Origin of the sequence: Azospirillum sp. A26 (assembly GCF_042604635.1) — a bacterium.
GTDB lineage: Bacteria > Pseudomonadota > Alphaproteobacteria > Azospirillales > Azospirillaceae > Azospirillum > Azospirillum palustre.
On the sequence record NZ_CP170474.1, the window covers coordinates 875,555 to 900,750 of the forward strand.

A 25,196-nucleotide genomic window follows, 5' to 3' on the forward strand; every position below is an offset into this window, starting at 1 on the left:
TTCTGAGAAACTGGGGTCATCATGACGAAACAGGCATCCCCCAAATACGCCCCTGAAGTCCGCGAGCGTGCGGTTCGGATGGTGTTCAAGCACGAAGGCGAACACGCTTCGCAGTGGGCGGCGATTAGTTCGATTGCGGCGAAGATCGGCTGCAATCCCGAGACACTGCGGAACTGGGTCCGCCAGGCCGAGCGTGACCAGGGCAAGCGCCCCGGCCCAACGACGGACGAGCAGGAGCGGATCAAGGCGCTGGAGCGCGAGGTGCGGGAACTGCGCCAGGCGAACGAGATCCTTCGCAAGGCGTCGGCTTATTTCGCCCAGGCGGAGCTCGACCGCCCGTTCAAGAAATGATCGCCTTCATCGACGCGCACCGCGCCGTTCACGGGGTCGAGCCGATCTGCCGAGTGTTGCCGATCGCCCCGTCCACCTATTATGCCCATGCCGCCCGTCGGGCCGATCCATCCAAGGCGCCGGCCCGTTCGCGGAGCGACGCCGAGCTGAGTGGGGCTATCCGGCGGGTCTGGGACGCGAACTTCCAGGTCTATGGGGTACGCAAGGTCTGGCGGCAGTTGAGGCGGGAGGGCATCGACGTGGCACGCTGCACGGTGGCCCGACTGATGGAGCAAATGGGCTTGAAGGGAGCGATGCGTGGCAAGGTGGTGCGCACCACGGTCAGCGACCGGGCGGCGCCCTGTCCCGCTGACCTGGTGAACCGCCAATTCCAGGCGCCACGTCCAAACGCCTTGTGGGTGGCAGATTTTACGTACTTATCGACATGGCAGGGCTTCGTCTACGTGGTCTTCGTCATCGACACCTTGTGGGATGGCGGGTATCCAGCACAGCCCATGCCGGCTTCGTTCTGGATGCACTCGAACAGGCACTCCACGACCGCCGGCCCGCCAAGGGCAGCGGCCTCATCCACCATAGCGACCGTGGATCGCAATACGTTGCGATCGGCTACACAGAGCGTCTCACCGAAGCTGGGGTCGAGCTCTCCGTGTGCAGCGTTGGCGATTCCTACGACAACGCCTTGGCCGAGACCATCAATGGTCTCTACAAGACCGGGGTAATCCGGCGCCGCGGGCCATGGCGCACCCTGGAGGCTGTCGAGTTCGCCACCTTGGAGTGGGTCAACTGGTTCAACAACCGGCGCCTGCTCGAACCCATCGGAAACGTTCCTCCCGCCGAGGCCGAAGCGCGCTATTATGCTCAAACCGAGGACGTCGCCATGGCAGCGTGACTCAAGACAAATGGCCTCCGGGAAACCCGGCGCGGTTCACCCCGCCACAACCGGCCGCATCTTTCACCACGCTCCAGAACTCCGGGAGCCCACCGCTCAGAAGTCGGCCTGTTCCGCCTCCAGATAGGCGAGGCTGATGTATTTGGCGATGTTGCTGTCCCAGCCCTTGGTTTCCGCCGCGCGGGAGGCGACGCGCGGGTCGGCCAGCACGGCGGCCTTCGCCTGCTCGACGGGCTTGCCAGCCTTCACGGCGGCGACGCAGGTCTCATAGATGCCTTCGAACAGGCTGCGCTGCCACTCCGGCACGCCGGGGCCAGGCACGCCGTGGGCCGGCAGCCAGATGCGGGTATCGCTGTCGGCCCGCAACCTGTCCATCGTCTCGAAGGTGCCGAGATAGGACCCGTCGTCCATGTTTGCGATGCGGCGGTCCATCATGATGTCGCCGACGCACATGACGCCGTCCTCCACCACTGCGACCGCCAGATCGGATGGGGTGTGGGCGGTGCCGTAATGGTGCAGGCGCAGCCGGACGTCGCCCAGCGACATCTCGTCGCCATGGGCGGCGTCGCGGTTGGGGGCGACGATCCGCGTCCCGGCTGACGCCTGCGCCGTCCATTTGACCATGGCGCTTTGCCAGAAGCTGCCCTGCACGCCTGAGATCGCTTCCCGCGTGCCGGGCAGGGCGTAGCGGGGCAGATCCTCACCGAACGCCTCGGCGAAGGCATGGTTCCCTAGCCAGTGATCGCCGTGATAATGCGTGTTGACGATGCCGACGACCGGCTTGGGGGTCAGCGTCCGCAGCATGCGGATCGCCATCTCGCCGATCTGGAGCGAGGCGCCGCTGTCGACGACGATCACGCCGTCGCGGCCGATGACGAAGGTGATGTTCGCCATCATTCCCTGGTTCTGCGGCGTTGGAAAGCCGTCGGGCGCCTGGATGATCCAGACATGTGGGCTGACCTGGACCGGCAGCATGTCGGGCACCGGCGGCCCCTTGACGAAGGACTCCACCCCGGCGGCGAAGGCGCGGACCGTCTCCAGTCCCGGCAAGGCGGCCAGGAGCGCCGCACCGGCGGTCAGCAGGCGGCGGCGGGGCAGGCGAAGCATGCGGGCTCTCCTATGCATGGTGCCGGAAGTCAGTCTGCGGCGACGGGGGGAACGGTGGCGGTGGCGGTGGCGGCGGTGTACGGCCGTGCCGGCCGGTCGATGGCGAGGTCGGTCAGCACCGCGCCGATCCACATCGACCACAGCACCAGCCACGCCGTCGCCGTGAAGATGGAGGCGCCGGACACCCCCGCCCCAACCGCGCAGCCGCCGGCCAGCACGCTGCCGAACCCCATCAGGCAGCCGCCGACGATGTAGCGCCGCATGGTGGAGCCGTCATTGAAGCCCTCCAGCTTCAGATCGCGACCTGCCAGCCCGGCCAGGAAGGCGCCCAGCGCCACGCCGGGAATGAGGCCGGTGTCGAAGCTCCAGCGGGTGCCCGGCGGCGACAGCACCAGCATCAGGAAATCGGCCGAGGGCGCGGTGAAGCTCAGCGAATGGATGGTCACCGGATCGAAGGCGGCGGCGGCGGCCCGCCAGGTGAACCACCAGGCGGCGGCAACCGTCGCTCCGACCCCCGCCGCACCCAGCCAGGACCAGCCCGACAGGCGGTTGCGCCGCGCGATCACCACGCCGGCCGCGAACCAGCCCAACCCGAACAGCAGCGCCCCGCCATGCCCGGCGCCGGCCAGCGCCAGCAGGTCGCGCTGCTGACCGGAAATCACCCACCAGCCGTTGATCGCCTCGCGCAGCGGAGACAGCACGCCGCGCATCGCCGCCTGGGCGACCACCGCGAACACCAGACCGGACAGCAGCGCCCGCAGATTGCCGGTCGCCGACAGCACCAGCATGCGGCTGGCGCAGGCGCGGGTCAGCGTCATGCCGCAGCCGAACATCAGCCCGCCGATCGCCGCCCCCGACAGGCTGCCAGGGTTGTTGAGCTGGCGGACGCTGCCGGTGTCGAACAGCCCCAGCAGGATCAGTCCCTGCGTCGTCATCAGCGCGGTGGAGAAGGCGAGCAGCCACACCGCCAGCCGGTCACCCAGCCGGCCATGCGCCACCTCAAGCGTCGAGGCGCGCAGGCAGAAGCGCGACCGCTGCGCCACCACGCCGAACAACGTGCCGATCAGCAGCCCGCCCAGCGCCATGAAGCTGTCCTCGCCCAGGCTTTCCATCAGGGCGTCGATGGTGAGACCCATGTCCGCAGCCCTTTCAGGGCTTGATGTAGGCGTAGTGGTCGCGCGCTTGCAATTCGGTGATGCGGACGACGCCGGACGGCGTGAACTCCGCCTCCATCACGAACTGGTCCTTGGTCAGGTTGCGCCGCTTCATGGTGATCTCGCACACCTCGAAATGGACACCGCGCCCCTTCAGATCGGAGATCAGCGGCGCATACTCGATGTTGTTCTTCTGGTCCTTGGCGCCTTCCATCAGCAGGTCGACGCCTTCGGCGTGGGTGACCACGCGGATTTCGGTCTTCGGCGCCACGTCCAGATGGTTGCGGATGTTGCGCAACGCCTTGGTGCCCTGCTCGGCCGCATTGTCGATGTGGTAGACGACCTTGTCCTGGGCCAGCGCCGGGGCGGCGCCGGCCAGGGAGAACAGCATCAGCAGGGGGGCCAGGAAACGACGAACGCTCATGGTCTGAGCCTTTCCGGTTCGGTGCTGGAACACGTGGAAAAGGGGAGCCGGGGTTCAGGCGGCGAGGCCGGGGTTGCCGTCCATGCCCTTCAGGGTCGGCAGGTTAAGCTGCGGCGGCGCCACCGTCTTGCGGGCGCGCAGATTGCGGGCGACGAGGTCCCAGATCGGCTCGCCGCCGGCCGCCTTCGCCTCTTCCGCCACGGGTGCCCAGCCGGCGACCTTGTAGCTCTTCGACGCCTCCAGCGGCTTGCCGTTCAGCGTCATGTCCTGGATGCGTTGCCCGGCCGGGGCGGCGGGGTCGCAGGCGTAGGACAGGCCGCCGACGCGCACCATGTCGCCGCCCTGCTGGTAATAGGGGTCGGGGTTGAACAGGTTGTCGCAGACATCCTCCAGCACCGTCTTGATCTGCTCGCCACTCATCTGCGTCAGCGTGACGTAGGGGTAGGTGATGGCGGTCTGGTCCAGCAGGTTCTCCATGGTGATCGGCTGGCCGGGCAGCAGGGTGGTGCCCCAGCGGAAACCGGGAGAGAAGGCGATCTCGGCATCCTTCTCCGCCATCAGGGCGTCGAGGATCACCTGATCGAAGCTGCCGTTGAAATTGCCGCGCCGGTACAGCGTGCCCTCCGTCACCGCCAGGGTCTCGCCCAGCTTCGCCTCGTAGGGGGCGCGGACACGCGTGATCAGCGCGTCCATCTCCGGATCGGCGGGCAGCAGGTTGGCGAAGACCGGCATCAGCCGGTACCGGAAATCGGCGACCCGCCCGCCCGTCACATGGAGGTCGAGCACGCCCAGGAACTTGCCGTTGGAACCGGCGTTGGTGACCAGCGTCCGGCCGCCGGGATTGGCGACGATGCTGGGCGCCGGCATGCCGTCATGGGTGTGGCCGCCGAGAATGGCGTCGATGCCGCGAACACGCGACGCCATCTTCAGGTCGACGTCCATGCCGTTGTGCGACAGCACGACGACCACCGCCGCACCGGCGGCGCGGGCGGTGTCGACCGTCGCCTGCATCTCCTCCTCGCGAATGCCGAAGGTCCAGTCGGCCACCATGTAGCGCGGGTTGGCGATCGGCGTGTAGGGAAAGGCCTGTCCGATCACCGCGACCTTGACGCCGTTGACGTCGCGCATGGTGTAGGGCTTGAACACCTCGTCGCCGAAATCGGCGGTCTTGATGTTCTGGGCGACGATCTCGATGTGGCCGGCGAAGTCCTTCTCGGCGATCTCCTTCACGCGGTCCTGGCCGTAGGTGCATTCCCAATGCAGCGTCATGATGTCGACGCCCAGCAGCTTGGCCGCCTCCACCATGTCCTGGCCCTGCGTCCACAGCGCGGTGCCCGATCCCTGCCAGGTGTCGCCGCCGTCGAGCAGCAGGGCGCCCGGCCGGTTGGCGCGCACCCGCTTGACCAGCGTCGCCAGATGGGCGAAGCCACCGACCTTGCCGTACAGCCCGGCCAGCTTTTCGAACTCCAGGCAGGTGAAGGCATGCGCCTCGCGGCCTCCGGCGGGGAGCTTGAAATGTTCCAGCAGCCGGTTGCCCACCAGATGCGGCACCCGGCCGGCCATGTCGCCGATGCCGAGGTTGACGCTCGGCTCGCGGAAATGGATCGGCTTCAGCTGGGCATGGCAGTCGGTGATGTGCAGCAGCGAGACGTTGCCGAAAGCCGGCGCGTCATATACAGCGTCCGCCAGAGCCTCCGCGCGAGCGAGGCCAGCGCCCGGCAGCAGCAGGCCGGCGGCGTTGGCGGCGGCCAGGACGGTGAGGAACTCGCGGCGGTTCATTGCGGCTTCCCCGCTTTGGCGTTGACCGGAGAGGCCGGATCGAACAGCAGGGCCATCAGGTGTTTGATCTGCGCCTCCGCCAGGATGCCCATATGGCCGGCGCGCGGCATGTTGGAACAGGCATTCAGCGATTTGGCGTTGTAAATCTTGGCCCAGGCTGCCTTCATCGTTTCCTCGTCGCCGCCGCGCAGCGCGCCATATTGCAGCAGGCTGGGGCCGATGGTGCCGTAGGAAATCTCCGCCGGGCTGATCTGGTGGCAGTTGTAGCAGTTGCCGCCGTTGGGCTCGCCCGGCTTGTCGGTCCAAGTGTTGCCGCGGCCGCTCTGGGCGATCTTCTCGCCCTCCTTCCAGTCACCCAGCCATTTGCCGTCGGACGGCCAGTTGACCGTCGCCATGTTGGCGGCCTCGATGCGCTGACGCTTCTCGGCGGCGGCCGGGCTGGCGGCGGCTTCGGGGTCGGAGCAGAAGGCCTGCGTCTCGTCCTGGGTCAGGCGATCGAGCTTGGCGATGCCCTTATCCTTGAAGCTGGCGGCCAGCATGTGGGCGAAGGCGGTATCGTCGGCCCCCGGTCCCCAGGACGATCCGGCCTTGGTCTCGGCGAGCGCGGGGCCGGCCAGCAGCAGGACGGCGGCGAAGGCGGCGTATTTCACGACATCTTTCATGGCGGCCTCCCTCAACGCTTGATTCCAGGTGTCTTCATCGGTGCTCCGCTGGCGTTGGCAGCCATGAACATCGACAGCGCGATGGTCGCGTCGGAGGTGTAGACCGGTTCGGGGAAGCGCTGCTGGCGGAAGCAGTCGTTCAGCCGCCACTGCATCGACCACATCTGGCCGGCGCTGACCCGGTAGGCCGGCCAGCTGCCCCAGCCGGCCGCCGCTCCCTTGGTTCCGGGGATGTAGGGCAGCTCCTGGAGACGGATGCGCGTGCCTTCCTGGCCGTGGCAGGTGGCGCAGGAGAAGTCGTAAGGGCCGCCCTGATAGTAGAACATCCGCTTGCCCAAGTCGTACATCGCCTGTTCCTTGGGATGCTTGGGCGTGACGGCGATGGGATCGTCCTTGGACTGACCGGAGACGTAGGCGGCGAGCGCGATCATCTCTTCCTTCGGCGGGGCGGTGAAGGCGGCCTCGACATAGGGTTTCGGGTCTTTGCCCTGCAAGGTCTCCATGCAGGTCAGCAGGCGGGATTCCAGATCCTGGACGCGGTCGGTGTCAGCGAAGTAGTGCGGAAGCCGGGCATAGGCGCCCTTGACCACGCCGGGGCCGAGGCCGAGGTCGCATTTCTCCAGCGAGGCCTTCTTCGGGCCGGCAGGCGTCTTCCACAGCTCCTCGCCGCTCAACTCGAACAGTTCGGCGGGGTTGCCGTCCTGCAAAGCTTCGCGGTAGGCCTCGATGCCCTCCTGTGCCGCATCCTTCTGTGCGTAGGCCGCCGTGGCGGCCACCGCCGACACCGCAAGGAACGCCGCAACCCCAACGCTTACGCGGTCCATCTCTTCCCCCTCCCGTCCTTGTTCTTGTCCGTCCGCCAGTGCTGACTTCAGGTGACGGTGGCTTCGTCGGAGCGGGTGTCGCCCTTGTTGTCGACCCAGGTGACGGACACCTTGTCGCCGGACTTGCCGCCCTTGACCTTGAAAGCGAGGTAGGGGTTCTTGGAAATCGACGGCCCCCACTGCGCCTGCATCACCGTCTTGCCATCCAGCTTGGCGGTGACCTCGTTGATGAACCAGGCGGGGATGACCGTGCCGTTGGCGTCCTTGCGCTGGCCGGTTTCCATCTCGTGGCTCATCAGGATCTTGATCTCGGTGACGCCGTCCTTGGCGGAGGCGCGGATCTTCATCGGATTGCCCATCGTCGTGCTCCTTTCCTGTCCGCTCAGCCGCCGCAGCCGCCGAGCGTCACCTTGATTTCCTTGGCGGCCGCGTAGAATTTGCCGTCCGCCTTGACCAGCACCATGACGTTGGAGGTCTGGCCCATCTTGATGCGGGCGGTGACCTCCGGGATGGTGTCCGGCCCCATGTCGAAGGCGGCGGCCAGCATGTTGGGGTTCTTTTCCACCAGGATGGCGATGCGTTCGGTGTTGGGCAGCTTGCTGATCGCCTGGACCGGAACCACCGCCCCGTTCTCCGCAATGTCGGAGGCGACGATCTGCACGTCGCCGCTGTTGGCCGGTGCGCCGGCGCCCAGCGCCTTCAACGCGTCGTCCATCGTCTTGGCGTCGAAGGCGGTCTTGTCCCAGTTGGCGAGAGCCACCCGCGGCACCACGAATCCGGCCGCCGCCAGCGTTCCCAGGAAGGTCAGTAACTGACGCCGTTCCATCGCTGCCTGTGTCATGAGAGATGCTCCTCCTCGGTCTCGTTACTTCTGCGGCGCGCCGGACAGGATCCAGGCGACCAGGGTCTTGGCGTCGTCGATGCTCAGATCGTCCTGCGGCGGCATCGGCACGGCGCCCCAGGCGCCTTCGCCGCCGGCCTTGACCTTCGACACCAGTGCGTCGGCGTTGTTCTTGCCGCGGTAGCGGGCGGCGATCTCGCTGTAGCTCGGACCGACAACGCGGGTGTCGACGGCGTGGCAGGACAGGCAGCCGGACTGCTCCGCCAGCGCCAGGGCAGGGGAGGGGGCCGCAGCTGCCGCCGTGTCCGGGCCGGTGCGCTGGCCGCGGACCGGCCCGATGATGCGGTTCTGTTCGGCGATGTTGCCATGGGCGCCGCGGGCATGCTCGGGCAGCTGCGACGCCAGTTCGGCCTTCGGCTTGCAGTTGGTCATGCAGACGGCGTTGGCGGTGTCGGCTTTTGTCGCGACACCGGGAAAGTCGGGGCCGGGCCACAGGGCGTGGGCGGTGGTCATGCCGTCGCGGTTGGGCATGCGCTTCTGCACGTCGCGGATCGTCGCGTCGGTCAGGGTGTAGTCGTCCGGCACGATCTCCGCGAGATTCAGCAGATAGGCCAGCACGGCATAGACGTCCTCATCGCTCAGCGACTTCGGCGCGTTCCACGGCATGGCGCGGCGGATATAGTCGTAGAGGGTGGAGACGGTGGCGACCTTCATGAAGGTCGTCCGCGCCGGGAAGTCGGTGCGTTTCAGCGCGGCGACATGGCCGCTCGTGATGTCCTCGGCGGTCGTGCCGCCGACCAGCGGGTTGAAGACGCTGTTGCTCTCACCGAAGGTGCCGTGGCAGCTGGCGCATTTCTGCTCCCAGATCTCCATGCCGCGCGACACGGTGCCGGACCCCTTGGGCAAGCCGGCGAAGTCGGGACCGACATCGATGTCCCAGGCCTTGACCTCGGCCGGTGTCGCCGGACGGCCGACATTGGCGAAGCCATCCCCCAGCGCCGGCGCCGCCCAGCCGAGGAGGACGGCGGCGAACAGCGCCGCTTTACAGGATCTGGACATTGTTCACGTCCCCGCTTTCGGCGACCTGCCAGGTCTGGATCGCGTTGTTGTGGTAGATCGACCGCGTGCCGCGCACCGCGCGCAGCTGGCCGTAGGCGGGCTGGACGAAGCCGGTCTCGTCGACGGCGCGCGATTGCAGCAGCGCCGGACGGCCGTCCCAGTTCCAGGGCAGGGTGAAGCGGGTCAGGCATTTGGACAGGACGGGCGTCTGCAAGGTCGCTTGCGTCCAATTGATGCCGCCGTCGGTCGAGACATCCACCCGCTTGACCGCCCCGCGGCCCGACCAGGCGAGACCGCTGATGGTGAAGTACCCCTTGTCCAGCAGGGTCTGGCCGCCCGACGGGCTGGTGATGACCGACTTGCATTCCTGGATGGAGGTGTATTGCCGGTGCTGGCCGTCGGGCATCAGGTCGATGTAGTGGACCGCCTCGTCCTTGGTGGCGTAGGGCCGGTCGCCGACCTCGATCCGGCGCAGCCATTTCACCCAGGAGACGCCCTGCACCCCCGGCACCACGAGGCGCAGCGGATAACCGTTCTCCGGCCGCAGCATCTCGCCGTTCTGGCCGTAGGCCACCATCACCTCGCCCGACAGCACCAGTTCGATCGGGATGGTGCGGGTCATCGACGAGCCGTCGCCGCCTTCGGCGAGGATGAACTTGGCGGCCTTCAGGTCGGCACCGCAATCCTCCAGCAGGGTGCGCAGCGGCACGCCGGTAAACTCGCTGCATGACAGCATGCCGTGGGTGTACTGCACGGTGGGGACCGCGACGTTGCCCCATTCCATGCCGGTGTTGGCGCCACATTCGATGAAGTGCATCCGCGACACCGGCGGCAGGCGCATGATGTCGTCCATCGTGTAGACCTTGGGCGTCTTCACGAAGTCCGGCCGGGCGCCGTTGACCATCAGCCGGTGCCGGGTGGGGTCGATGTCCTGCCAGCCCTGGTGGTGCCGCTCGAAATGCAGGCCGGAGGGCGTGACGATGCCGAACAGACCCTGCAAAGGCGCGAAGGACACGCTGGCGGCGGCCACCTGGGTCAGGCCGGGGCTTTGCCGGCGCACCAGCCCGCGCTCGTGCTTCGACGGCTGGCCGTAGGGATTGGCCGCCACCGGCTGACCCAGGCTGCTGCCCCAGGGGGTGGGGTTCAGGATGTTGGGGTCGCCGGCGGCATCCGCCGGGGCCGCTGCCGTAGCGGCGCGACCAGCGAGTGCCGCCGCGCTGCCGGCCGCCACCGCCGCCAGGAAGCTGGCGCGCAGCAAATCGCGCCGTCCCTTGTCGACCAGCCGGATGTCGTCGGCGGTCAGGAAATTCTCGGGCGCCCGCCGCAACCGGCCGGCCCGGATATCCGCGCCGGGGATATCCGGGCTGGTTATATCCGCGCCGGGGACGAGCGGATCGGTTCGGGGAGTCGCTTCTCCCGTTGGCCGCAACTTGCTCATGTCGGTCTGAATTCCTTCCGGTTCGCTGCCGGTGTTCTTGTCGCGCTTATGGTACGTGTGGCGAACAATCGCCGCCACCGGGTCGATTCCGGTCGGGACCAAGGGAAAACCCTTGGTTTCAGGCAGGGCGTGCCGCTGAAGCCTTGGTCGGCCCCTTTAAACTCGGTCGCTTAAACCCGGTCGCCGGGCGTCAGCGCCAGCCGGGCCAGTTCGGCGACGGAGCGGGCGCCCATCTTCTCCATCACCATCTGGCGATGGCCCTCGACGGTCTTGACCGAGATCGACATCGCCGTCGCGATCTCCTTGTTCTGACGACCGTCGAGGACCAGGGCCAGCACCTCGCGTTCTCGCCGGCTCAACTGGGCCAGCCGGGCCTCCACCGCCTCGCGGCCGGCGCTGCGCGCCAGCACCTCGCGGCTCTTGCGAGTGGCGGCGTTGATGGCGTCGAGCAGCGCCTGCTCCTTCCAGGGCTTTTCGATGAAGTCCTCCGCTCCGCCCTTCAGGGCGGCGACGGCAAGCGGGACGTCGCCATGGCCGGTGACCATGATCACCGGATGCTTGCACCCGCGTTCCTTCAGGTGGCGCAGCAGCTCGATCCCGCTCATGCCGGGCATGCGGACGTCCAGCAGGATGCAGCCCGGCCGCAACGGCGGGCGCAGGTGCGGCGAGGCGAGGAAGCTTTCGGCAGACGCGTAGCTTTCACAGGCGATGCCCATGGAGGCCAGCAGATACTGCACCGAACTGCGCATCGCCTCGTCATCGTCCACCACCAGGACCAGGGGGGTGTCGGTCATGTGCGTGTCTCCTGGACGGGCGATGATGATGCGGTTTCCCCGGCGGCCGGCGGCAGGGTGAAGCGGACGGACAGCCCGTGCGGAACCCCGGGCTCCGCCCAGATGCGGCCGCCATGCCGCTCGACGATGGTACGGCAGATCGACAGGCCGAGGCCCAGCCCGCCGGGCTTGGTGGTGAAGAAGGGCTCGAACATCCGCCGTCTCTCCTCCTCCGGCGCGCCCGGACCGGAATCGCGCAGCTCGATCATCACCATGCCGCTGGACAGCGCGGTGCGCAGGACGATGTCGCCGCCGCCACCATCATTGCCGCTCCGCGTTGCCTCCACCGCATTCTGCAGCAGGTTCAGCAGCACCTGCTGAAGCTCCACCTTGTCGGCCCTGACCTCGGGCAGCCCGTCGGCCGGCTCTGTCACGATGGACAGCCCGGCCTCCGGCAGCGCGCCGAACAGCGACAGGGTTTCCTCCACCACGGCGTTCACCGACAGGGGGGAGCGCTGGGCGTCGCGACGGCTGACGAAGCCGCGGGTGCGCTGGATGATCGCGGCGGCGCGCTCGGCCTGTTCCGCGACTGAGCGCGCTCCGGCGCGCAGCATCGCGAGGTCGGGCGCCGGGGCGTCCAGGATGCGGGCCATGCCGCCGGCGAAATTGCCGATGGCCGCCAGCGGCTGATTCAATTCATGGGCGATGTTGCTGGCCATCTCGCCGACGATGCCGAGGCGGGAGAGCTGGTCGCGCTCCTCGCGCAGGCGCAGCGCGGTCGTTTCCGCACGTTCGCGCTCGGCGATTTCGCGTTCCAGTTCGGCGGTGCGGCGGCGGACGAGCACCTCGATCCGTGCGGCATGGACCACCCACCAAAGCACCGCCGCCGCCGCGATCGCCAGCCAGTGCCAGTTGTCGCTGAGCATCTCCTCCAGCGTCGGCGGCGTCTTCGGATAGGGGCCGATGTGCAGCGTGCGGAACAGTTCATGCACAGAGGTGTAGTCGAGCGAGGCGGTCCAACTCAGTCCCCCGGTCGCTGGGCCGTCCATGGTCATCAGTGCCGCGGCCACGCGCCTGGCCAGATCGCGCGGTGTATGCGCCAGCCGGGCGAAGGGCCAATCGGGATAAAGCCGCGACGACACACGGCAAGGTATGCCCGCCGACGGTTTCTCGCCGACCACCGCGATTTCGTCCGGGGCGATGCGGCCTTGCGCCATCATCGCCTCCAGCAGGCAGGCGCGGATCACGCCGGCGTCGGCGCTGCCGCTGCGCACCGCCTCCACCACCCCATCCATCGGAAAGCCCACCGTCGTCAGATCCGCCAGATCGGTGAAGGGGCGGACACCCGCCTCCTCCATCTCGCGCCAAGCGATCTGGAAGCCGCCGAAGGCATCGGTCGACACCACCGCCAACCGCTTGCCCTTCAGGTCGGCCAACCCGCGGATTGCCGTGCGGTCGGCGCGGCGGATGACGGTGGATCCGACCGCGGCGATGGGGAGGTCCGGCGAGCCGGACTCCAGCGTCGCGATGCGCGTCACCGCGAAGCGTGCCTCCAGCGTGACGTAACTGCCGGGGTTGGTGATGACGAAATCGACGCGGCGGTCGGCGACGGCCAGAACCATGCCCGGCAGGTCGAGCGGCAGCATGACGAAGCGGCGGCCGGGGATCGCGCGCTCAAGATGGGCCAGGGTCGGTTCCCAATCCCGCGCGGCCCGCTCCGACCCGCGATAGGCAAGCACGCCAACATGCACGGCGTCCGGCTCCGCAATCGCAGGCATCGCGCCCATCATCATGACACATGAAACAATCAGCCATGCCCGCATGAGCGACAGCATAGACTGAAGGATCGCGGACCGGCTACGACATCGTGGACCCGATGCGGGGCGTTCCGACACATCCAGCCACGGTGGGGCACGATCGGATGGACCGAACCGTCCCGGATTTTCCAGAAGCAATTGGGTTGGAATCATGCCGCCATCCTCCGCAGAGTCGTGAGAGGCATGTCAGCGGCGCAACCGTTGGAAGCGTCGGCAATACTCGGCGGTAGACCGCAGTTCTGGTCGTAGGCGCATCAGCTGAAACGGCGCGCAAACATCCTAAACAATGAAAAATGTAAACTGACCGTAAATATTTCTATTCGACAGTGACGTCACAGTGTTCTGCCCGTACAGCGTCCGTCCGGTTGATTGGGTTTAATAAGGTGTCTCTAATGTCGCTGTCGCTCACCCGCACCCGTCTTGTCACCAAGATCATGGGTCCATCGCTGCTGCTGGCTTCCATCGCCATCGGTATCGCGGTGTATGGTCTGGTATTGCTGTCCACCTTGCACGAACAGAATGTGCAATTGGTTGAGCGCGATGCGGCGCGTTTGGAGATGGCTCTACGTCTGAGCAGCGAGTTGAACGTCACGGCGATCGCCACCTCGAACGCCGTGCTCGCCACCAAGCCGGAGGACGTGAAGACAATTCGCGGACGCTATCAGCAGCGCCTGACCGCTGTGCTGGATCATTCGGCACACATTCTGGAAACCAATCCTGCGCCGGCCATTTCAATGCCGGCAAAGGACATTCAGGCCCTGTCGGGCGAATATGACCGGTTGGCCCAGCGGGCTATCGCCCTGTCGGCCGAAGGCAAGAAGGACGAGGCTTTCCAGGTCATCTTCGGCGAGATGCGCGACGTGCGCTTCAAGATCAACGGCGAGGCGGACAAACTGGTCGCCGCAGCCAAGGAAGAGATGCAGGCTGCCCAAAAGAGCGGCGAGGCCATCTACAACGCCGCGGTATTTTGGCAATCCTTGGGATCGGGGCTTGGTATTGCCCTGTCGTTGGGACTGTTGGCCTGGATCGTCCGGCGTCACGTCTCCCGCCCGCTGGGCCGCCTGACATCGGCGACCGAACGGCTGTCGCGTGGCGACTTGGAGGTCGAACTGGAGGCTCTCGACATCGGACGCCATGACGAAATCGGCACGCTGGCGCACGCGCTCCACATCTTCCGCGACAATGCGCGCGAGATGCACCGTCTGGAGGCACGGCAGCATGAGGAGGAGGCGATGAAGGACCGGCGCCGCCAGACGGTCGACGGACTGATCGCCGACTTCGAGACTGGCGTCACCGGGCAACTCGAGGTACTGACAAACGCTGCCGACCAGATGCAGCAAACCGCCCAACTCATGAATCGCACCGCGGAATCGACGCACGAGCGTACCGCCGCGGTGGCCAACGCGTCCGAGGTGGCTTCCGGCAATGTGCAGACGGTCGCCGCGGCTGCCGACGAGTTGACCGCGTCCATCGCCGAGATCAGCCGCCAGATCGAGCAGGCCAACGGCGTCGCTGGCGAGGCCGTGGAGCAGGTGGCGCGCACCAACACGACTGTGGAGGGGTTGTCGTCGGCCGCAACCAAGATCGGCGAAGTCGCCCATCTGATCACCGGCATCGCCAGCCAGACCAACCTGTTGGCGCTCAACGCCACCATCGAGGCGGCGCGGGCCGGCGAGGCGGGCAAGGGCTTTGCCGTCGTGGCGAACGAGGTGAAGAACCTCGCCGCCTCCACAGCGCGCGCGACGGAGGAGATCACCGCACAGATCCAGGACATTCAGGCGGCGAGCACCGAGACCGTCACGGCCATCCGCAGCATCGGGAACACGATTCGTTCCATCAGCCAAATCTCTGCCACCATTGCTGCTGCAGTCGAGCAGCAGAGCGCGGCAACGCGGGAGATCGCACGCAACACCCAGGAGGCGGCGCAGGGAACCAGCCAAGTGTCCTCACACATCAGCGGTGTGGAGGCGGCAGCCCGCGACACCGAGGCGGCGGCCGACCAAGTCAAGAACGCTGCCGCAGCGCTTTCCGGTGAGGCATCGTCGCTGCATGCACAGGTTGGCGGTTTTCTCGCTTCAATCCGGACTGCATAACCCGCAGCGGCTCTGTTGCAAATTTTGTTGTAGGCGCGAGATGATGGTTACGGGCATCACCGGGAGAAGGGGGTGTGATCGGGGACCGGCAACTCCAGGCCGAGCAGGCGCATGAGCGATCCCAGCAGCCCCTCGGTCTGGCGCCAAGGCCGACCGAACGCCAGGCGCAGCAGCATCCCGGCTTCGACCGCCAAGTCCGAGTAGCGCACCGGCCGGCCACGCCGCCCCGTGGCGGGCGGCGTCCACGTGGCGACCGCCTCCGGCGACACCCAGATCGTCAGAGGTCACCCCGCCGGCGCCGCGCCGCATCGTAAGCCGACCAGTTCTCAACCCGATAGCGGGCCTTCGGGATCTTATGGCGGCGGGGCTCGTTGGCCTTGTACGGCATCGGGGTCTCGGCTTCAGCGGGCCGCCTCTATACCTGCTCTCCCTCCCGACCGCCACAAGCCCGGCTTATTTGCACCAACGTCGGGCTCCGCCTATGCCGAGCCGCGGCTGCGGGCATCGCCTGCGAAGGCCAGGACCGCGATGATGACCAGCCCCTGGATGATTTCCTGGGTTCCTCCAGGCAGTCCGGCGATCTGCATGGTGGTGACGATCAGGACCAGCAGGATGGAACCGAACAGGGTACCGGCGGCGGTGGCGCTGCCGCCGAAGATCAGGGTGCCGCCGAGCACGACCGCCCCGACCGACTGGAGAAGGAAGGGGCTGCCCATGTCGAGGAAGGCGCCCCCCGCCCGTGCCGACAGCAGCGTCCCGGTGAGGGCGGCGATCATGGCGCTGGCGACGAAGGTCGTGGTGACCACCCGGCCGACCGGGATGCCGGCGAAGGCGGCGGCGCGCTGGTTCTGCCCGACGGCGGACAGCACGCGGCCGAACACCGTCCACCGTAGCACGAAGGCGCACAGGATGGTGGCGAGCAGTGCCACGATCACGATCACCGGGATGGACAGCACCCGCCCGCTGGTGAGCCAAGTCAGGATCGGGCTGATCTGGAAACCGGCGGCCGACCGGTTGGCGAGCATGGTGGCAGTGGCCAGCACATAGCCGGTCGCCAGCGTCGCGATCATCGCGGGGATGCGCAGCATCAGGACCAGCAGGGCGTTGAGCAGCCCGACCGCGAGGCCGGCCCCCAGCACCGCAAGCAGGCCGAGCGGCAGCATGCGGTCCGATCCGTCGACGATGTTCACCGACAGGAAGGCCGACAGGGTGATGACGCTGGGGATCGAAAGGTCGATGTTGCCGCGCCCGGTGGTGACGACCAGCATCTGGCCCAGCGCCGGGAACAGCAGGAAAGCCGCGGTCGTCATCACCCCCGACAGGCTCTGCACGCTGAAGCGGGCGGTCAGGATGCCGAGAACCAGCCACAGGATCAGGATGCCCAGAAGCGACCACGACCAGGGGCGCTTGTCGGTCCAGGTCAGAAGCGTCCTCATGCTTCGGTCTCCTTGCGGTCGATCAGCGTGCGCAGCGCCAGGATGCCGATCAGCAGCAGGCCCTGGACCGCGGCGTTGTAATCAGTGCTGATGTCGAGGAAGCTCAGCAGCGAGCCGATGAGCGAAAGGGTCACCGCCCCCGCCACCACGCCGGCCGGGGCGGTGACGCCGCCGACCAGCCGGCAGCCGCCGATCACGACGGCGGCGATGCTGAGAAGGGTGAAGCTGCTGCCGGCGTTGATGTCGCTTGCGGTGGTGATGGCGGTCATCGACAGACCGGCGGCGGTGGCGAACAGCCCGGCGACGAGATAGCGCAGGACGCTGTGGCGCAGCGGCGACCATCCGGCCTGGACCAGGGCGTGCCCGTTGTTGCCGAAGGCGCGCAGGACGACGCCCAGGCGCGAACGGTCGACCAGCAGCCCGCACAGTCCGGCCAGCACCACCATCACCGCCGCGGTCGGCAGGCCGGGGATTTGCCAGCCGAAGGCGGCGGTGAGCCAGTCGGGGCTGGAGCCGCCCGGTGCCGCCTGCAGGGTGAAGCCGCAGCCGAGCCAGATGAAGGAGGCGCCGAGCGTCACGACGATGGCGGGAATCCGGCGGCGTTCGATGACGGCGCCGAGCAGCGAATAGCCGGCGAGTACGGCGGCCAGCATCGCCGCACCCAGGGCGGGCTGTTCGACCAGCAGGGTGGCGCTGACGACGTTCACCAGCCCGGCATAGGCGCCGATGCCGAGATCGACCTGACTGCCGCCGACGACGATCATCTGGGCGAGCGCGATCAGCACGAGAGGCACCGCGGAACTGAGCAGCAGATCCATGCCGAACAGGCTGACCGCCGACGGGTTCAGCCAGCCCAGCGCCCCGGCGACGAGCGCGAGGCTCGCCAGAGGCATCGCCGACACCAGACCGGCCGTCCAGCGTGCCGTTTCGGGAGTGGCCGCAATGGGAGCCGCGGAAGATGTGGCGGACCGGCCGGACGCTTCGCTTTGGAAGGCGCCACCGACGATGCTGTCCTCGGAGATGTCCTCGCCCTCCAGATCGCGTACGACGGCGCCGTTCTGGAAGACCAGCACCCGGTCGCATTCCAGCAGCTCGACATCCTCGGTGCTGAGCCAGACGACCAGCCGGCCGGCATCGGCGGCCTCGCGGATCACCCGGTAGAAATCATGCTTGGCGCCGATGTCCACGCCGCGCATCGGATCGTCGAGCAGGACGATGTCGAAGCCGGGCAGCAGGGCGCGGGCGACCAGCGCCTTCTGCTGATTGCCGCCGCTGAGGTCGAGCAAGCGGGAGGGCAGCCGCTCCGGCGCCAGCCGCAGCTGGCCGGCCCACCGCTCCGCCGCCTCGCGCTCGGCGCCGGGCGACAGCAGGGCGGTGAAGCGGCGGCGCGCCACGTCGGCGACGGTCATGTTCCGCAGCACGTCCCACAGTGCGAAGACGCCCTCGCGCTGGCGATCGCCCGACACGAACCCCGCCTTGGCGGTGCAGGTGAGATCGGGATCGCGTCCGCCCGCCGCGCAGGCGCGGATGCGGTGGAGCAGTTCCTTCTGGCCGGCGCCCTCCAGCCCGGCGAGCCCGAGGACCGTCCCGGCCGCGACATCGATGGAGCGGCCGAGCGGGGCGGTCGCCTGTCCGCCGATCCGCAACAGGGGGGCCGTGCCTTGTCGGGCTGTTCCAGCGGCGTTGTCGCCGGTGCGGCGGCCGCGCCGCTCGCCGTCGCCGCCCATCAGATCGACCAGGGCGTGGATTGTGAAGCCGGCGGCCGACCCCTCGCGGACGACCCGGCCGTTGCGCATCACCGCCACGCTGCCGACGACATCCAGCACCTCGCGCAGCTTGTGGCTGATGAAGATGAAGGACACCCCGTCGCGCGCGCGGCGGCGGATGAAGGCGTGCAGTTGCGCGCCGCGTTCGCTGTCGAGGGAGGAGGTCGGCTCGTCGAGGATCAGCAGGCGCAGGGCCGGATCGCTGGCGGCCCGCGCGATCTCCACCATCTGGCGCTGGCCCAGCGTCAGGTCGCCGACCACGGTGTCGGGAGCGATGCCGCTGTTGGGAAAGACGGCTTCGATGCCTTGCCGCGCCAGCGCGCGGTAGCGCGGGCGCCACAGTGGCAACCGCCCGCCATAATCCGGCGATTCGAGGAAGAAATTTTCAGCGACCGTCAGGTTGGTGCAGAGCGACAGTTCCTGATGGACGATGCGGATGCCGCGGGCCCGTGCCGCGCGGGGGCTGTGGCCGGCGAACTCCACCGGCGTGCCGGCGATGGCGAGGGTTCCCTCGTCCGGCTGGGTGACGCCGCACAGAATGCGCATCAGCGTGCTTTTGCCGGCGCCGTTGGCACCGACCAGCCCAAGGACTTCGCCGGGGTGGATCGACAGGTGGATGTCGTCGTTGACGCGGCTCGGGCCATAGGATTTCGAGATCCCGTCGAGGACGACGACCGGCCCGGAGCGCCCGGGCAGCGGGTCGCCGTCCGCCGGGACGCGGTCAAGACGGTGGGCATCCTTGGAAAGGGCGGAACTCATGGCGCGGTCGGCCTCTCGTCGGTGAAGGCAAAAACGGGCCGGCTGCGTGCCGGCCCGATGGCTGTCCCCTGCGGGAGCGGCCGATGCTATTTGGCCTGCGCCTGGGTCTGGCCTCCGGCACCGAGCAGGGTCTTCTGAACCCAATCCTGGCTGTAGGTCGGGCTGACGATGGTGCCGGACGGCATCGAGCGGAACTCGTTCAGATTGGTCTCGTCGACCACCGTGACCGGCATGGTCAGCGCCTTCGCCGGCTTGGCGCCCTTGGCGATTTCATAGGCGAGCCAGAAGGCCGCGCTGCCGATGCCGGGGGCCGAATTCATCGAGACGGTCGAGTAGCCGGACTTCTCCTTCTGGACCGCCCACCACTGAATGAAGTTGGAGCTGCCGCCGCCGGTGATGAGCGGCGGCTTCTTCTCATAGTCGCCGCCATACTGCTCGAAAGCCTGGGCGATGCCGAAATCGTCGCCGCCGCCCTGGCCGATCACCGCATCGATTTTCGGAAGGCTCGGCAGGACGTTGGCGACGGCGGACTGCGCCGTCGCGGTCGTGGCCTGGCCGTAGACGGTGGCGACGACCTTGATGTCGGGGAAGTTCTTCAGCGCCTCCATCTGGCCGCCATACATCTCGTTGTCGGGCGCCGATCCCTTGACGCCGCGGACGATGATGACGTTTCCGCGGCCGTTCAGGCGCTTGGCGATTTCGGTCGCCATGTCGGCCTGATATTTCCGGAAATCGAAGCCCAGCGTGTAGGCGCAGGGCGCCGACACCAGGGAATCGAAGGCGACGACGGTGATGCCGGCCTTGCAGGCCTTCTGGATCACGCCGTTCAGCGCGGTTTCCGACGCGGCGTCGATGGCGATCACATCGACCTTGCGCAGGATGAGGTCGCCCATCTGGCTCATCTGCTGGTTGGTCGAGCCGTCGCCGTTGGCGACGATGAAGTCGGCGATCTTGCCCTCCTGCTTGGCCTGGGTGGCCGCGGCCTCGAAGGACTCCACCATCTGCCGGCGCCAGGTGTTGCCGTAATAGGAGTTCGACAGCGCGATTACCGGCTTGTCGGATGCGGCCAGCGCCTCCGGCATGCCGCAGGCCAGCGCGCCGGCCAGGGAGGCCGCCGCGACGGGCAGCGCGACCATCAGTCGGGAGGTGAGCGGCAGGGTGGCGCTAGGCCGCGGCGCGGTCCCAGTCAGTCGGCGTTCCATCATCATCTCCTCCCGGTGTTTTTGCAGTAGGGATCATTCGCAGCGGATTTGCAGGGATGTCGGCAGCCGCGCGCCGTTCGGCAGTCATGCCAGGGGCGGCTCCGCAACGCGCCGCCCCAGGCATGACCGCCGAACGGGCGCCAGCAGCGGCTGCACACGGCACGATCATCATACCAGTTATCGTTCGTGTGCAAGATCATTTTTAAAAAAGATTGTGTTGCCTCGAACTGGAATACTGGTATGATGAGTATATCGGAACTGCGTGACGCCCATGCCCTCTGTCGCGGCTAATCCGAAGAAATCCCTTGACCACAGGTGAGACGCACGATGTCTGCGCATCGCATCACCGCGACCTACCGGATCGAGACCGCCTGTCCGCTGATGGAGGCGATCGAGACCATGGCCGGCGAGCAATCGACCGGGACCTTCATCCGCCTTCCCGGCGAGACCGACGCCATGCGCGACGCCTACGGCGCGCACATCGAGCAGGTGACCGAACTGGAACCGGTTGGTGCGCCGTCGCTGCCCGGTGCCGGGCTGCCCCGTGCCGCAGCGGCGGCCGGCGGCGATCCGCTGTGGCGCCGGGCGGAGGTGGTGCTGTCCTGGTCGCTGGAGAATTGCGGTCCGTCCCTGCCGAACCTGCTGGCGACCGTCGCCGGCAACCTGTTCGAGCTGCGCCCCTTCAGCGGTCTGCGCATCCTCGATATCACGATGCCGGAGGCGTTCGCCGCCGCCTATCCCGGACCGCGGTTCGGCGTCGCCGGCACCCGCCGGCTGGCCGGGGTGGAGCAGGGGCCGTTGATCGGCACCATTGTCAAGCCGAGCGTCGGGCTGGGGCCGCAGGAGACCGCCGAGGTCGCCCGGACGCTGTGCGCGGCAGGGATCGACTTCATCAAGGATGACGAGCTGCAGGCCGACGGCCCGCACTGTCCCTTCGACGAGCGCGCGCGCGCGGTGATGCGGGTGGTGAACGGGCAGGCCGACCGCACCGGCAAGAAGGTGATGTACGCCTTCAACATCACGGGCGACCTCGACCAGATGCGGCGGCGCCACGACCTTGTGCTGTCGCTCGGCGGCACCTGCGTGATGGCGAGCCTGAATTCCGTGGGCCTTGCTGGGATGATCGAACTCGGCCGCTTCAGCCAGCTGCCCATCCATGCCCACCGCAACGGCTGGGGCTACCTGTCGCGGGACCCGTCGCTCGGCTGGTCCTATGTGGCGTGGCAGAAGATCTGGCGGCTGGCCGGCGCCGACCACATGCATGTCAACGGGCTGCGCAACAAGTTCTGCGAACCGGACGACAGCGTCATCGCGTCGGCCCGCAGCTGCCTGACCCCGATGTTCGATAGCAAGCCCTGCACCGTCATGCCGGTCTTCTCCTCCGGCCAGTCCGCCCGTCAGGCGCCGGACACGTATGCCGCGCTGGGAAGCGCCGACCTGATCTATGCCGCGGGCGGCGGGATCATGGGCCATCCCGACGGTCCGGCGGTCGGCGTCGCCAGCCTGCGCGAGTCCTGGGACGCGGCGTTGGCCGGCATTCCGCTCGCCCTGCATGCGAAGACCCATCCGGCGCTCGCCAAGGCCATCGAGGCCTACGCATGAGCCCGTCCTCCATGGTCCCACCCCCGGCGTTATCCCCGCCGCTGCCCGACGGTCTGCTATTGAGCTATTACGGCGACGACTATACCGGTTCGGCCGCAGTGATGGAGGTGATGAGCTTCGCCGGTCTGCCGACCGTGCTGTTTCTCGACGTGCCGACGCCGGAGCGTCTGGCCCGCTTCGCCGGATATCGGGGGGTCGGCATCGCCGGAGTGGCGCGGTCGCAAACGCCGGAGTGGATGGAGGCCAACCTTCCGCCGGTGTTCCGCGCGATGGCCGCGATGGGCGCGCCGCTCGCCCACTACAAGATCTGTTCCACCCTCGATTCGGCTCCCCACATCGGGTCGGTCGGCAAGGCGACCGAACTGGCGATGCCGATCCTCGGTGCCGGCGGCTGGATTCCGATGGTGGCGGGCGCCCCGGCCATCGCCCGGTATCAGGCGTTCGGCAACCTCTTCGCGGTGGCGTCCGACGGCGTCCGTCATCGGCTCGACCGGCATCCCGGTATGGCGCGCCATCCGGTCACCCCGATGGACGAGGCGGACGTTCGGCTGCACATCGCCCGGCAGACCGGGCTTGCGCTCGGGCTCGTCGATCTGGTCGCCATGAAGACCGGTGCCGCCGATGCGGTCCTCGCCGCGGAACGGGCGCGCGGAGCGGCGATCATGGCGCTCGATGTCGTCGATGCGGAGACGCTGCGCGAAGCCGGCCGGCTGATCTGGGACGGGCGCGGCGATGGGCTGTTCGCCCTCGGCTCGCAAGGGGTCGAGTATGCGCTGGTCGCGCACTGGCAGGCGGCCGGCCTGATCGATCCGCCGAAGGAGCCGTTTCGCGCGTCTCCGGCAGAGCGGATCGCCTGCGTCTCCGGGTCCTGCGCGCCGGTCACCGCCGCCCAGATCGCCGTCGCCGGTGAGAGCAGCTTCCGCCCCTTGCGCATCGACGCGGCCCGCGCCGTCGACGGGGCGGAGTGGGAGCGCGAATTGGGACGCGCTGCAGAGGCCGCCCTGGCGACGGTCGGGCAGGGGCGTGACCCGCTCGTTTTCTCGGCCATGGGGCCGGACGACCCTGCGGTCGCCCGCCTGCGCGACGCCACCGCATCGAACGGGCTGAGCGCGGACGACGTCAACGACCGCATCGGCGCCGGGCTCGGCCGGTTGCTCGACCGGGTGCTGCGGACCGCCGGGCTGAGGCGCGGCGTCATTGCCGGCGGCGACACCTCGGGCCATGCGGCCTTGCAGCTGGGCATCCACGCCCTGACGGTTCTGGCGCCGGTCGCGCCAGGGGCGCCGCTGTGCCGGGCCCATTCCGACGAACCGGCCCATGACGGGCTGGAGATCGCGTTGAAGGGCGGCCAGATGGGCGCGCCCGACTATTTCGCCGCGGTCAAACGCGGCGCTGCCGCTCCCTGAGCTTTTTCAAAAAGGATCGAAGACAGATGACCAAGATTGCTCTGCTCGGCGCCGGCGGGAAGATGGGCGTCCGGCTAGCTTCCAACCTCCACGGCTCGCGCTTCGCCGTCGACCATGTGGAGATCTCCGACGAGGGCCGGGCCCGGCTGAAATCGGCCATCGGCGTCGAGTGCGTCGACCGCGAGCAGGCGCTGGCCAATGCCGACGTCGTGCTGATGGCGGTGCCCGACCGGCTGATCGGCAAGATCGCGCATTCCTTCATCGACCAAGTGCGGCCCGGCACCGCCATCATCATGCTCGACGCCGCCGCGCCTTATGCCGGCCTGCTGCCCGAGCGCGGCGACGTGACCTATTTCGTCACCCATCCCTGTCATCCGCCGATCTTCAACGACGAGGTCGAGCCGTCCGCCAAGTCCGACTTCTTCGGCGGGATCGCCGCCAAGCAGCACATCGTCTGTGCGCTGATGCAGGGGCCGGAGGAGCATTACGCCCTGTGCGAGGAGATCTCCCGCACCATCTACAAGCCGGTCATGCGCTCGCACCGCGTCACGGTGGAGCAGCTGGCGTTCCTGGAGCCGGCCCTGTCGGAGACCGTCGGCGCCACCCTGTCGCTGGCGATGCGCGACGCCGTGGACGAGGCGGAGCGCCAGGGCGTTCCTCGTCAGGCCGCCATCGACTTCATGCTCGGGCATCTGAACATCGAGCTGGCCATCGCCTTCAACATCTTCCCCGAAGGCCGCTTCTCCGACGGCGCGCTGCATGCCATCGACAAGGCCAAGCCGGAGATCTTCCGCGATGGCTGGCTCGGCCGCGTCTTCGACCGCGAGGCCGTTCTGAAGTCGGTGAAGGACATCTGCGCTTAAAGGCATCCGGCGCGGCGGCATTGCGCTATACTGATGTGATCGTCATACCGGGGTGCTCCCGCGGGTTCCGGCCGCCGACCGCGGAATCCGGGAACGGAGGCACACCGGTGGGCGTCGCCTTCGGCGGATCCCTGGGCCCCGCGCCCGGAGGATGCTTCCGGTACGTCCCACAGCAGAGTCGATCATGAGCGCCATCGATCCGATCCCCCGCCGCAAGCTCTCGCAGGAGGTCCTCGACCGGCTCCTGACGCGGATTTCGACCGGAGATTACGCGCCCGGAGACCAGCTTCCTTCCGAACGGCAGCTGATGGAGATGTTCCAGGTCGGGCGTCCGGCGATCCGCGAGGCGATGCAGACCCTCGCCCATATGGGGCTGGTCTCCATCACCCACGGCGAGCGGGCGCGGGTGACGCCGGTCACCGCCGAGAAGCTGATCGAACAGGTCGGCGGCTCCGCCCGTCACTTCCTGGCCACCGCGCCGGAAAATCTGGGGCATCTGAAGGAGGCGCGCCTGTTCTTCGAGGTCGGCATGGTGCGCATCGCCGCCGAGCGGGCGACCGAGGCCGACATCGACAGGCTGGGCTGGCGCCTGCACGAACAGCGGGAGAGCATGAACGACCGCGGTCAGTTCCTGGCGCGGGACATGGCGTTCCACCGCGAGATCGCCGCGATCTCCGGCAACCCGATCTATGCAGCCGTCAGTCAGGCGATGTTCGACTGGATGTCGGCCTATTACGTCAACCTGCTGCGGGCGCCCGGCATGGAGATGCTGACCATCGAAGAGCATGAGCGCATCTTCGACGGCATCGCCGTGCGCGATCCGGACGCCGCGGCCGAGGCGATGACCGACCACCTCAAGCGTGCCCACCACCTCTACCGCCAAGTGCAGGATCAGGCCGCTGCGCCCGCCGGGGAACAGGACCGGGACGCCGAGCAGGGCTGACGCCTCAC

At 67.8% G+C, this 25,196-nt stretch carries 20 protein-coding genes, 2 pseudogenes and 1 other annotated feature; of the genes and pseudogenes, 6 read left to right on the forward strand and 16 right to left on the reverse strand.

What is annotated here, in order from left to right; translation table 11 throughout:
* Window positions 1-21 precede the first annotated feature (21 nt).
* Window positions 22-1,240: pseudogene (locus ABNQ39_RS27605) on the forward strand (IS3 family transposase).
* Window positions 306-422: a sequence feature (AL1L pseudoknot), on the forward strand. Its footprint overlaps the pseudogene before it by 117 nt.
* 96 nt (window positions 1,241-1,336) lie before the next feature.
* Here ABNQ39_RS27605 and ABNQ39_RS27610 read toward each other — a convergent pair.
* The 12 genes from ABNQ39_RS27610 to ABNQ39_RS27665 all read right to left on the reverse strand — a co-directional run bounded on the left by ABNQ39_RS27610 (window position 1,337) and on the right by ABNQ39_RS27665 (window position 13,079).
* Window positions 1,337-2,347 (reverse strand): MBL fold metallo-hydrolase, encoded by a 1,011-nt coding sequence (locus ABNQ39_RS27610; protein WP_376964540.1) that lies wholly within the window; start codon window positions 2,345-2,347, stop codon window positions 1,337-1,339.
* Between the two features lie 29 nt (window positions 2,348-2,376).
* Entirely contained in the window at window positions 2,377-3,483 is a 1,107-nt protein-coding gene (locus ABNQ39_RS27615) for a YeeE/YedE family protein (RefSeq protein WP_376964542.1), read from the reverse strand.
* Window positions 3,484-3,496: 13 nt separating this feature from the next.
* The gene (locus tag ABNQ39_RS27620; protein ID WP_376964544.1) at window positions 3,497-3,925 is read right to left on the reverse strand and encodes a DsrE family protein; all 429 of its coding nucleotides are present in this window, start codon (window positions 3,923-3,925) and stop codon (window positions 3,497-3,499) included.
* A 54-nt stretch (window positions 3,926-3,979) separates the two neighbouring features.
* Window positions 3,980-5,704, reverse strand: coding sequence for a thiosulfohydrolase SoxB (gene soxB, locus ABNQ39_RS27625; protein WP_376964546.1), 1,725 nt, complete (start codon window positions 5,702-5,704; stop codon window positions 3,980-3,982).
* A complete protein-coding gene (gene soxX / locus ABNQ39_RS27630; protein ID WP_376964548.1) occupies window positions 5,701-6,366 on the reverse strand; it encodes a sulfur oxidation c-type cytochrome SoxX in 666 nt (221 codons plus the stop codon). Before soxX ends, soxB begins: the two co-directional genes overlap by 4 nt.
* Before the next feature lie 11 nt (window positions 6,367-6,377).
* A complete protein-coding gene (gene soxA, locus ABNQ39_RS27635; protein ID WP_376964550.1) occupies window positions 6,378-7,190 on the reverse strand; it encodes a sulfur oxidation c-type cytochrome SoxA in 813 nt (270 codons plus the stop codon).
* 47 nt (window positions 7,191-7,237) lie between these two features.
* The gene (soxZ, locus tag ABNQ39_RS27640; RefSeq protein WP_376964552.1) at window positions 7,238-7,549 is read right to left on the reverse strand and encodes a thiosulfate oxidation carrier complex protein SoxZ; all 312 of its coding nucleotides are present in this window, start codon (window positions 7,547-7,549) and stop codon (window positions 7,238-7,240) included.
* 23 nt (window positions 7,550-7,572) lie between these two features.
* Entirely contained in the window at window positions 7,573-8,031 is a 459-nt protein-coding gene (gene soxY, locus ABNQ39_RS27645) for a thiosulfate oxidation carrier protein SoxY (protein WP_376964554.1), read from the reverse strand.
* A gap of 24 nt (window positions 8,032-8,055) precedes the next feature.
* Window positions 8,056-9,090 (reverse strand): c-type cytochrome, encoded by a 1,035-nt coding sequence (locus tag ABNQ39_RS27650; protein ID WP_376964556.1) that lies wholly within the window; start codon window positions 9,088-9,090, stop codon window positions 8,056-8,058.
* Window positions 9,074-10,417, reverse strand: coding sequence for a sulfite dehydrogenase (gene soxC / locus ABNQ39_RS27655; protein WP_376964558.1), 1,344 nt, complete (start codon window positions 10,415-10,417; stop codon window positions 9,074-9,076). Before soxC ends, ABNQ39_RS27650 begins: the two co-directional genes overlap by 17 nt.
* Before the next feature lie 281 nt (window positions 10,418-10,698).
* Window positions 10,699-11,322, reverse strand: coding sequence for a response regulator transcription factor (locus tag ABNQ39_RS27660; RefSeq protein WP_376964560.1), 624 nt, complete (start codon window positions 11,320-11,322; stop codon window positions 10,699-10,701).
* Window positions 11,319-13,079, reverse strand: a complete 1,761-nt coding sequence (locus ABNQ39_RS27665; protein ID WP_376964562.1) for a sensor histidine kinase — start codon at window positions 13,077-13,079, stop codon at window positions 11,319-11,321. The genes ABNQ39_RS27660 and ABNQ39_RS27665 overlap by 4 nt, the downstream gene beginning before the upstream one ends.
* A 431-nt stretch (window positions 13,080-13,510) precedes the next feature.
* Between ABNQ39_RS27665 and ABNQ39_RS27670 the strand changes: the two genes are divergently transcribed.
* Window positions 13,511-15,211 carry a methyl-accepting chemotaxis protein gene (locus ABNQ39_RS27670; protein WP_376964564.1) on the forward strand — a complete coding sequence of 567 codons (1,701 nt, stop codon included), beginning with the start codon at window positions 13,511-13,513 and terminating at the stop codon, window positions 15,209-15,211.
* Window positions 15,212-15,270: 59 nt separating this feature from the next.
* Here ABNQ39_RS27670 and ABNQ39_RS27675 read toward each other — a convergent pair.
* From ABNQ39_RS27675 to ABNQ39_RS27690, 4 genes and pseudogenes are all read right to left on the reverse strand, one after another.
* Window positions 15,271-15,599: pseudogene (locus ABNQ39_RS27675) on the reverse strand (transposase); the annotation flags it as partial.
* A gap of 91 nt (window positions 15,600-15,690) precedes the next feature.
* Window positions 15,691-16,647, reverse strand: coding sequence for an ABC transporter permease (locus tag ABNQ39_RS27680; RefSeq protein ID WP_376964566.1), 957 nt, complete (start codon window positions 16,645-16,647; stop codon window positions 15,691-15,693).
* A complete protein-coding gene (locus tag ABNQ39_RS27685; protein WP_376964568.1) occupies window positions 16,644-19,172 on the reverse strand; it encodes an ATP-binding cassette domain-containing protein in 2,529 nt (842 codons plus the stop codon). Before ABNQ39_RS27685 ends, ABNQ39_RS27680 begins: the two co-directional genes overlap by 4 nt.
* Window positions 19,173-19,258: 86 nt before the next feature.
* Window positions 19,259-20,374 (reverse strand): ABC transporter substrate-binding protein, encoded by a 1,116-nt coding sequence (locus ABNQ39_RS27690; protein ID WP_376964570.1) that lies wholly within the window; start codon window positions 20,372-20,374, stop codon window positions 19,259-19,261.
* Between the two features lie 327 nt (window positions 20,375-20,701).
* Here ABNQ39_RS27690 and ABNQ39_RS27695 point away from each other — a divergent pair, with 327 nt between their 5' ends.
* The 4 genes from ABNQ39_RS27695 (at window position 20,702) to ABNQ39_RS27710 (ending at window position 25,188) form a co-directional block, all read left to right on the forward strand.
* Complete coding sequence (locus ABNQ39_RS27695; protein WP_376964572.1) at window positions 20,702-21,976, forward strand: ribulose-bisphosphate carboxylase large subunit family protein; 1,275 nt, start codon at window positions 20,702-20,704, stop codon at window positions 21,974-21,976.
* 11 nt (window positions 21,977-21,987) lie between these two features.
* Window positions 21,988-23,382: a four-carbon acid sugar kinase family protein gene (locus ABNQ39_RS27700; protein ID WP_376964574.1), complete on the forward strand. Its 1,395-nt coding sequence runs from the start codon at window positions 21,988-21,990 to the stop codon at window positions 23,380-23,382.
* Window positions 23,383-23,408: 26 nt separating this feature from the next.
* Window positions 23,409-24,245 carry a phosphogluconate dehydrogenase C-terminal domain-containing protein gene (locus ABNQ39_RS27705; RefSeq protein ID WP_376964576.1) on the forward strand — a complete coding sequence of 279 codons (837 nt, stop codon included), beginning with the start codon at window positions 23,409-23,411 and terminating at the stop codon, window positions 24,243-24,245.
* A gap of 184 nt (window positions 24,246-24,429) precedes the next feature.
* Window positions 24,430-25,188 carry a transcriptional regulator NanR gene (locus tag ABNQ39_RS27710; RefSeq protein ID WP_376964578.1) on the forward strand — a complete coding sequence of 253 codons (759 nt, stop codon included), beginning with the start codon at window positions 24,430-24,432 and terminating at the stop codon, window positions 25,186-25,188.
* Window positions 25,189-25,196: the final 8 nt, after the last annotated feature.

Bases quoted from the DNA above. Each gene is read 5' to 3' on its own strand.
- ABNQ39_RS27610 (WP_376964540.1), bottom strand. From the start codon at position 2,347: ATGCTTCGCCTGCCCCGCCGCCGCCTGCTGACCGCCGGTGCGGCGCTC.
- ABNQ39_RS27615 (WP_376964542.1), bottom strand. From the start codon at position 3,483: ATGGGTCTCACCATCGACGCCCTGATGGAAAGCCTGGGCGAGGACAGC.
- ABNQ39_RS27620 (WP_376964544.1), bottom strand. From the start codon at position 3,925: ATGAGCGTTCGTCGTTTCCTGGCCCCCCTGCTGATGCTGTTCTCCCTG.
- soxB (WP_376964546.1), bottom strand. From the start codon at position 5,704: ATGAACCGCCGCGAGTTCCTCACCGTCCTGGCCGCCGCCAACGCCGCC.
- soxX (WP_376964548.1), bottom strand. From the start codon at position 6,366: ATGAAAGATGTCGTGAAATACGCCGCCTTCGCCGCCGTCCTGCTGCTG.
- soxA (WP_376964550.1), bottom strand. From the start codon at position 7,190: ATGGACCGCGTAAGCGTTGGGGTTGCGGCGTTCCTTGCGGTGTCGGCG.
- soxZ (WP_376964552.1), bottom strand. From the start codon at position 7,549: ATGGGCAATCCGATGAAGATCCGCGCCTCCGCCAAGGACGGCGTCACC.
- soxY (WP_376964554.1), bottom strand. From the start codon at position 8,031: ATGACACAGGCAGCGATGGAACGGCGTCAGTTACTGACCTTCCTGGGA.
- ABNQ39_RS27650 (WP_376964556.1), bottom strand. From the start codon at position 9,090: ATGTCCAGATCCTGTAAAGCGGCGCTGTTCGCCGCCGTCCTCCTCGGC.
- ABNQ39_RS27660 (WP_376964560.1), bottom strand. From the start codon at position 11,322: ATGACCGACACCCCCCTGGTCCTGGTGGTGGACGATGACGAGGCGATG.
- ABNQ39_RS27665 (WP_376964562.1), bottom strand. From the start codon at position 13,079: ATGCCTGCGATTGCGGAGCCGGACGCCGTGCATGTTGGCGTGCTTGCC.
- ABNQ39_RS27670 (WP_376964564.1), top strand. From the start codon at position 13,511: ATGTCGCTGTCGCTCACCCGCACCCGTCTTGTCACCAAGATCATGGGT.
- ABNQ39_RS27680 (WP_376964566.1), bottom strand. From the start codon at position 16,647: ATGAGGACGCTTCTGACCTGGACCGACAAGCGCCCCTGGTCGTGGTCG.
- ABNQ39_RS27685 (WP_376964568.1), bottom strand. From the start codon at position 19,172: ATGAGTTCCGCCCTTTCCAAGGATGCCCACCGTCTTGACCGCGTCCCG.
- ABNQ39_RS27690 (WP_376964570.1), bottom strand. From the start codon at position 20,374: ATGGAACGCCGACTGACTGGGACCGCGCCGCGGCCTAGCGCCACCCTG.
- ABNQ39_RS27695 (WP_376964572.1), top strand. From the start codon at position 20,702: ATGTCTGCGCATCGCATCACCGCGACCTACCGGATCGAGACCGCCTGT.
- ABNQ39_RS27700 (WP_376964574.1), top strand. From the start codon at position 21,988: ATGGTCCCACCCCCGGCGTTATCCCCGCCGCTGCCCGACGGTCTGCTA.
- ABNQ39_RS27705 (WP_376964576.1), top strand. From the start codon at position 23,409: ATGACCAAGATTGCTCTGCTCGGCGCCGGCGGGAAGATGGGCGTCCGG.
- ABNQ39_RS27710 (WP_376964578.1), top strand. From the start codon at position 24,430: ATGAGCGCCATCGATCCGATCCCCCGCCGCAAGCTCTCGCAGGAGGTC.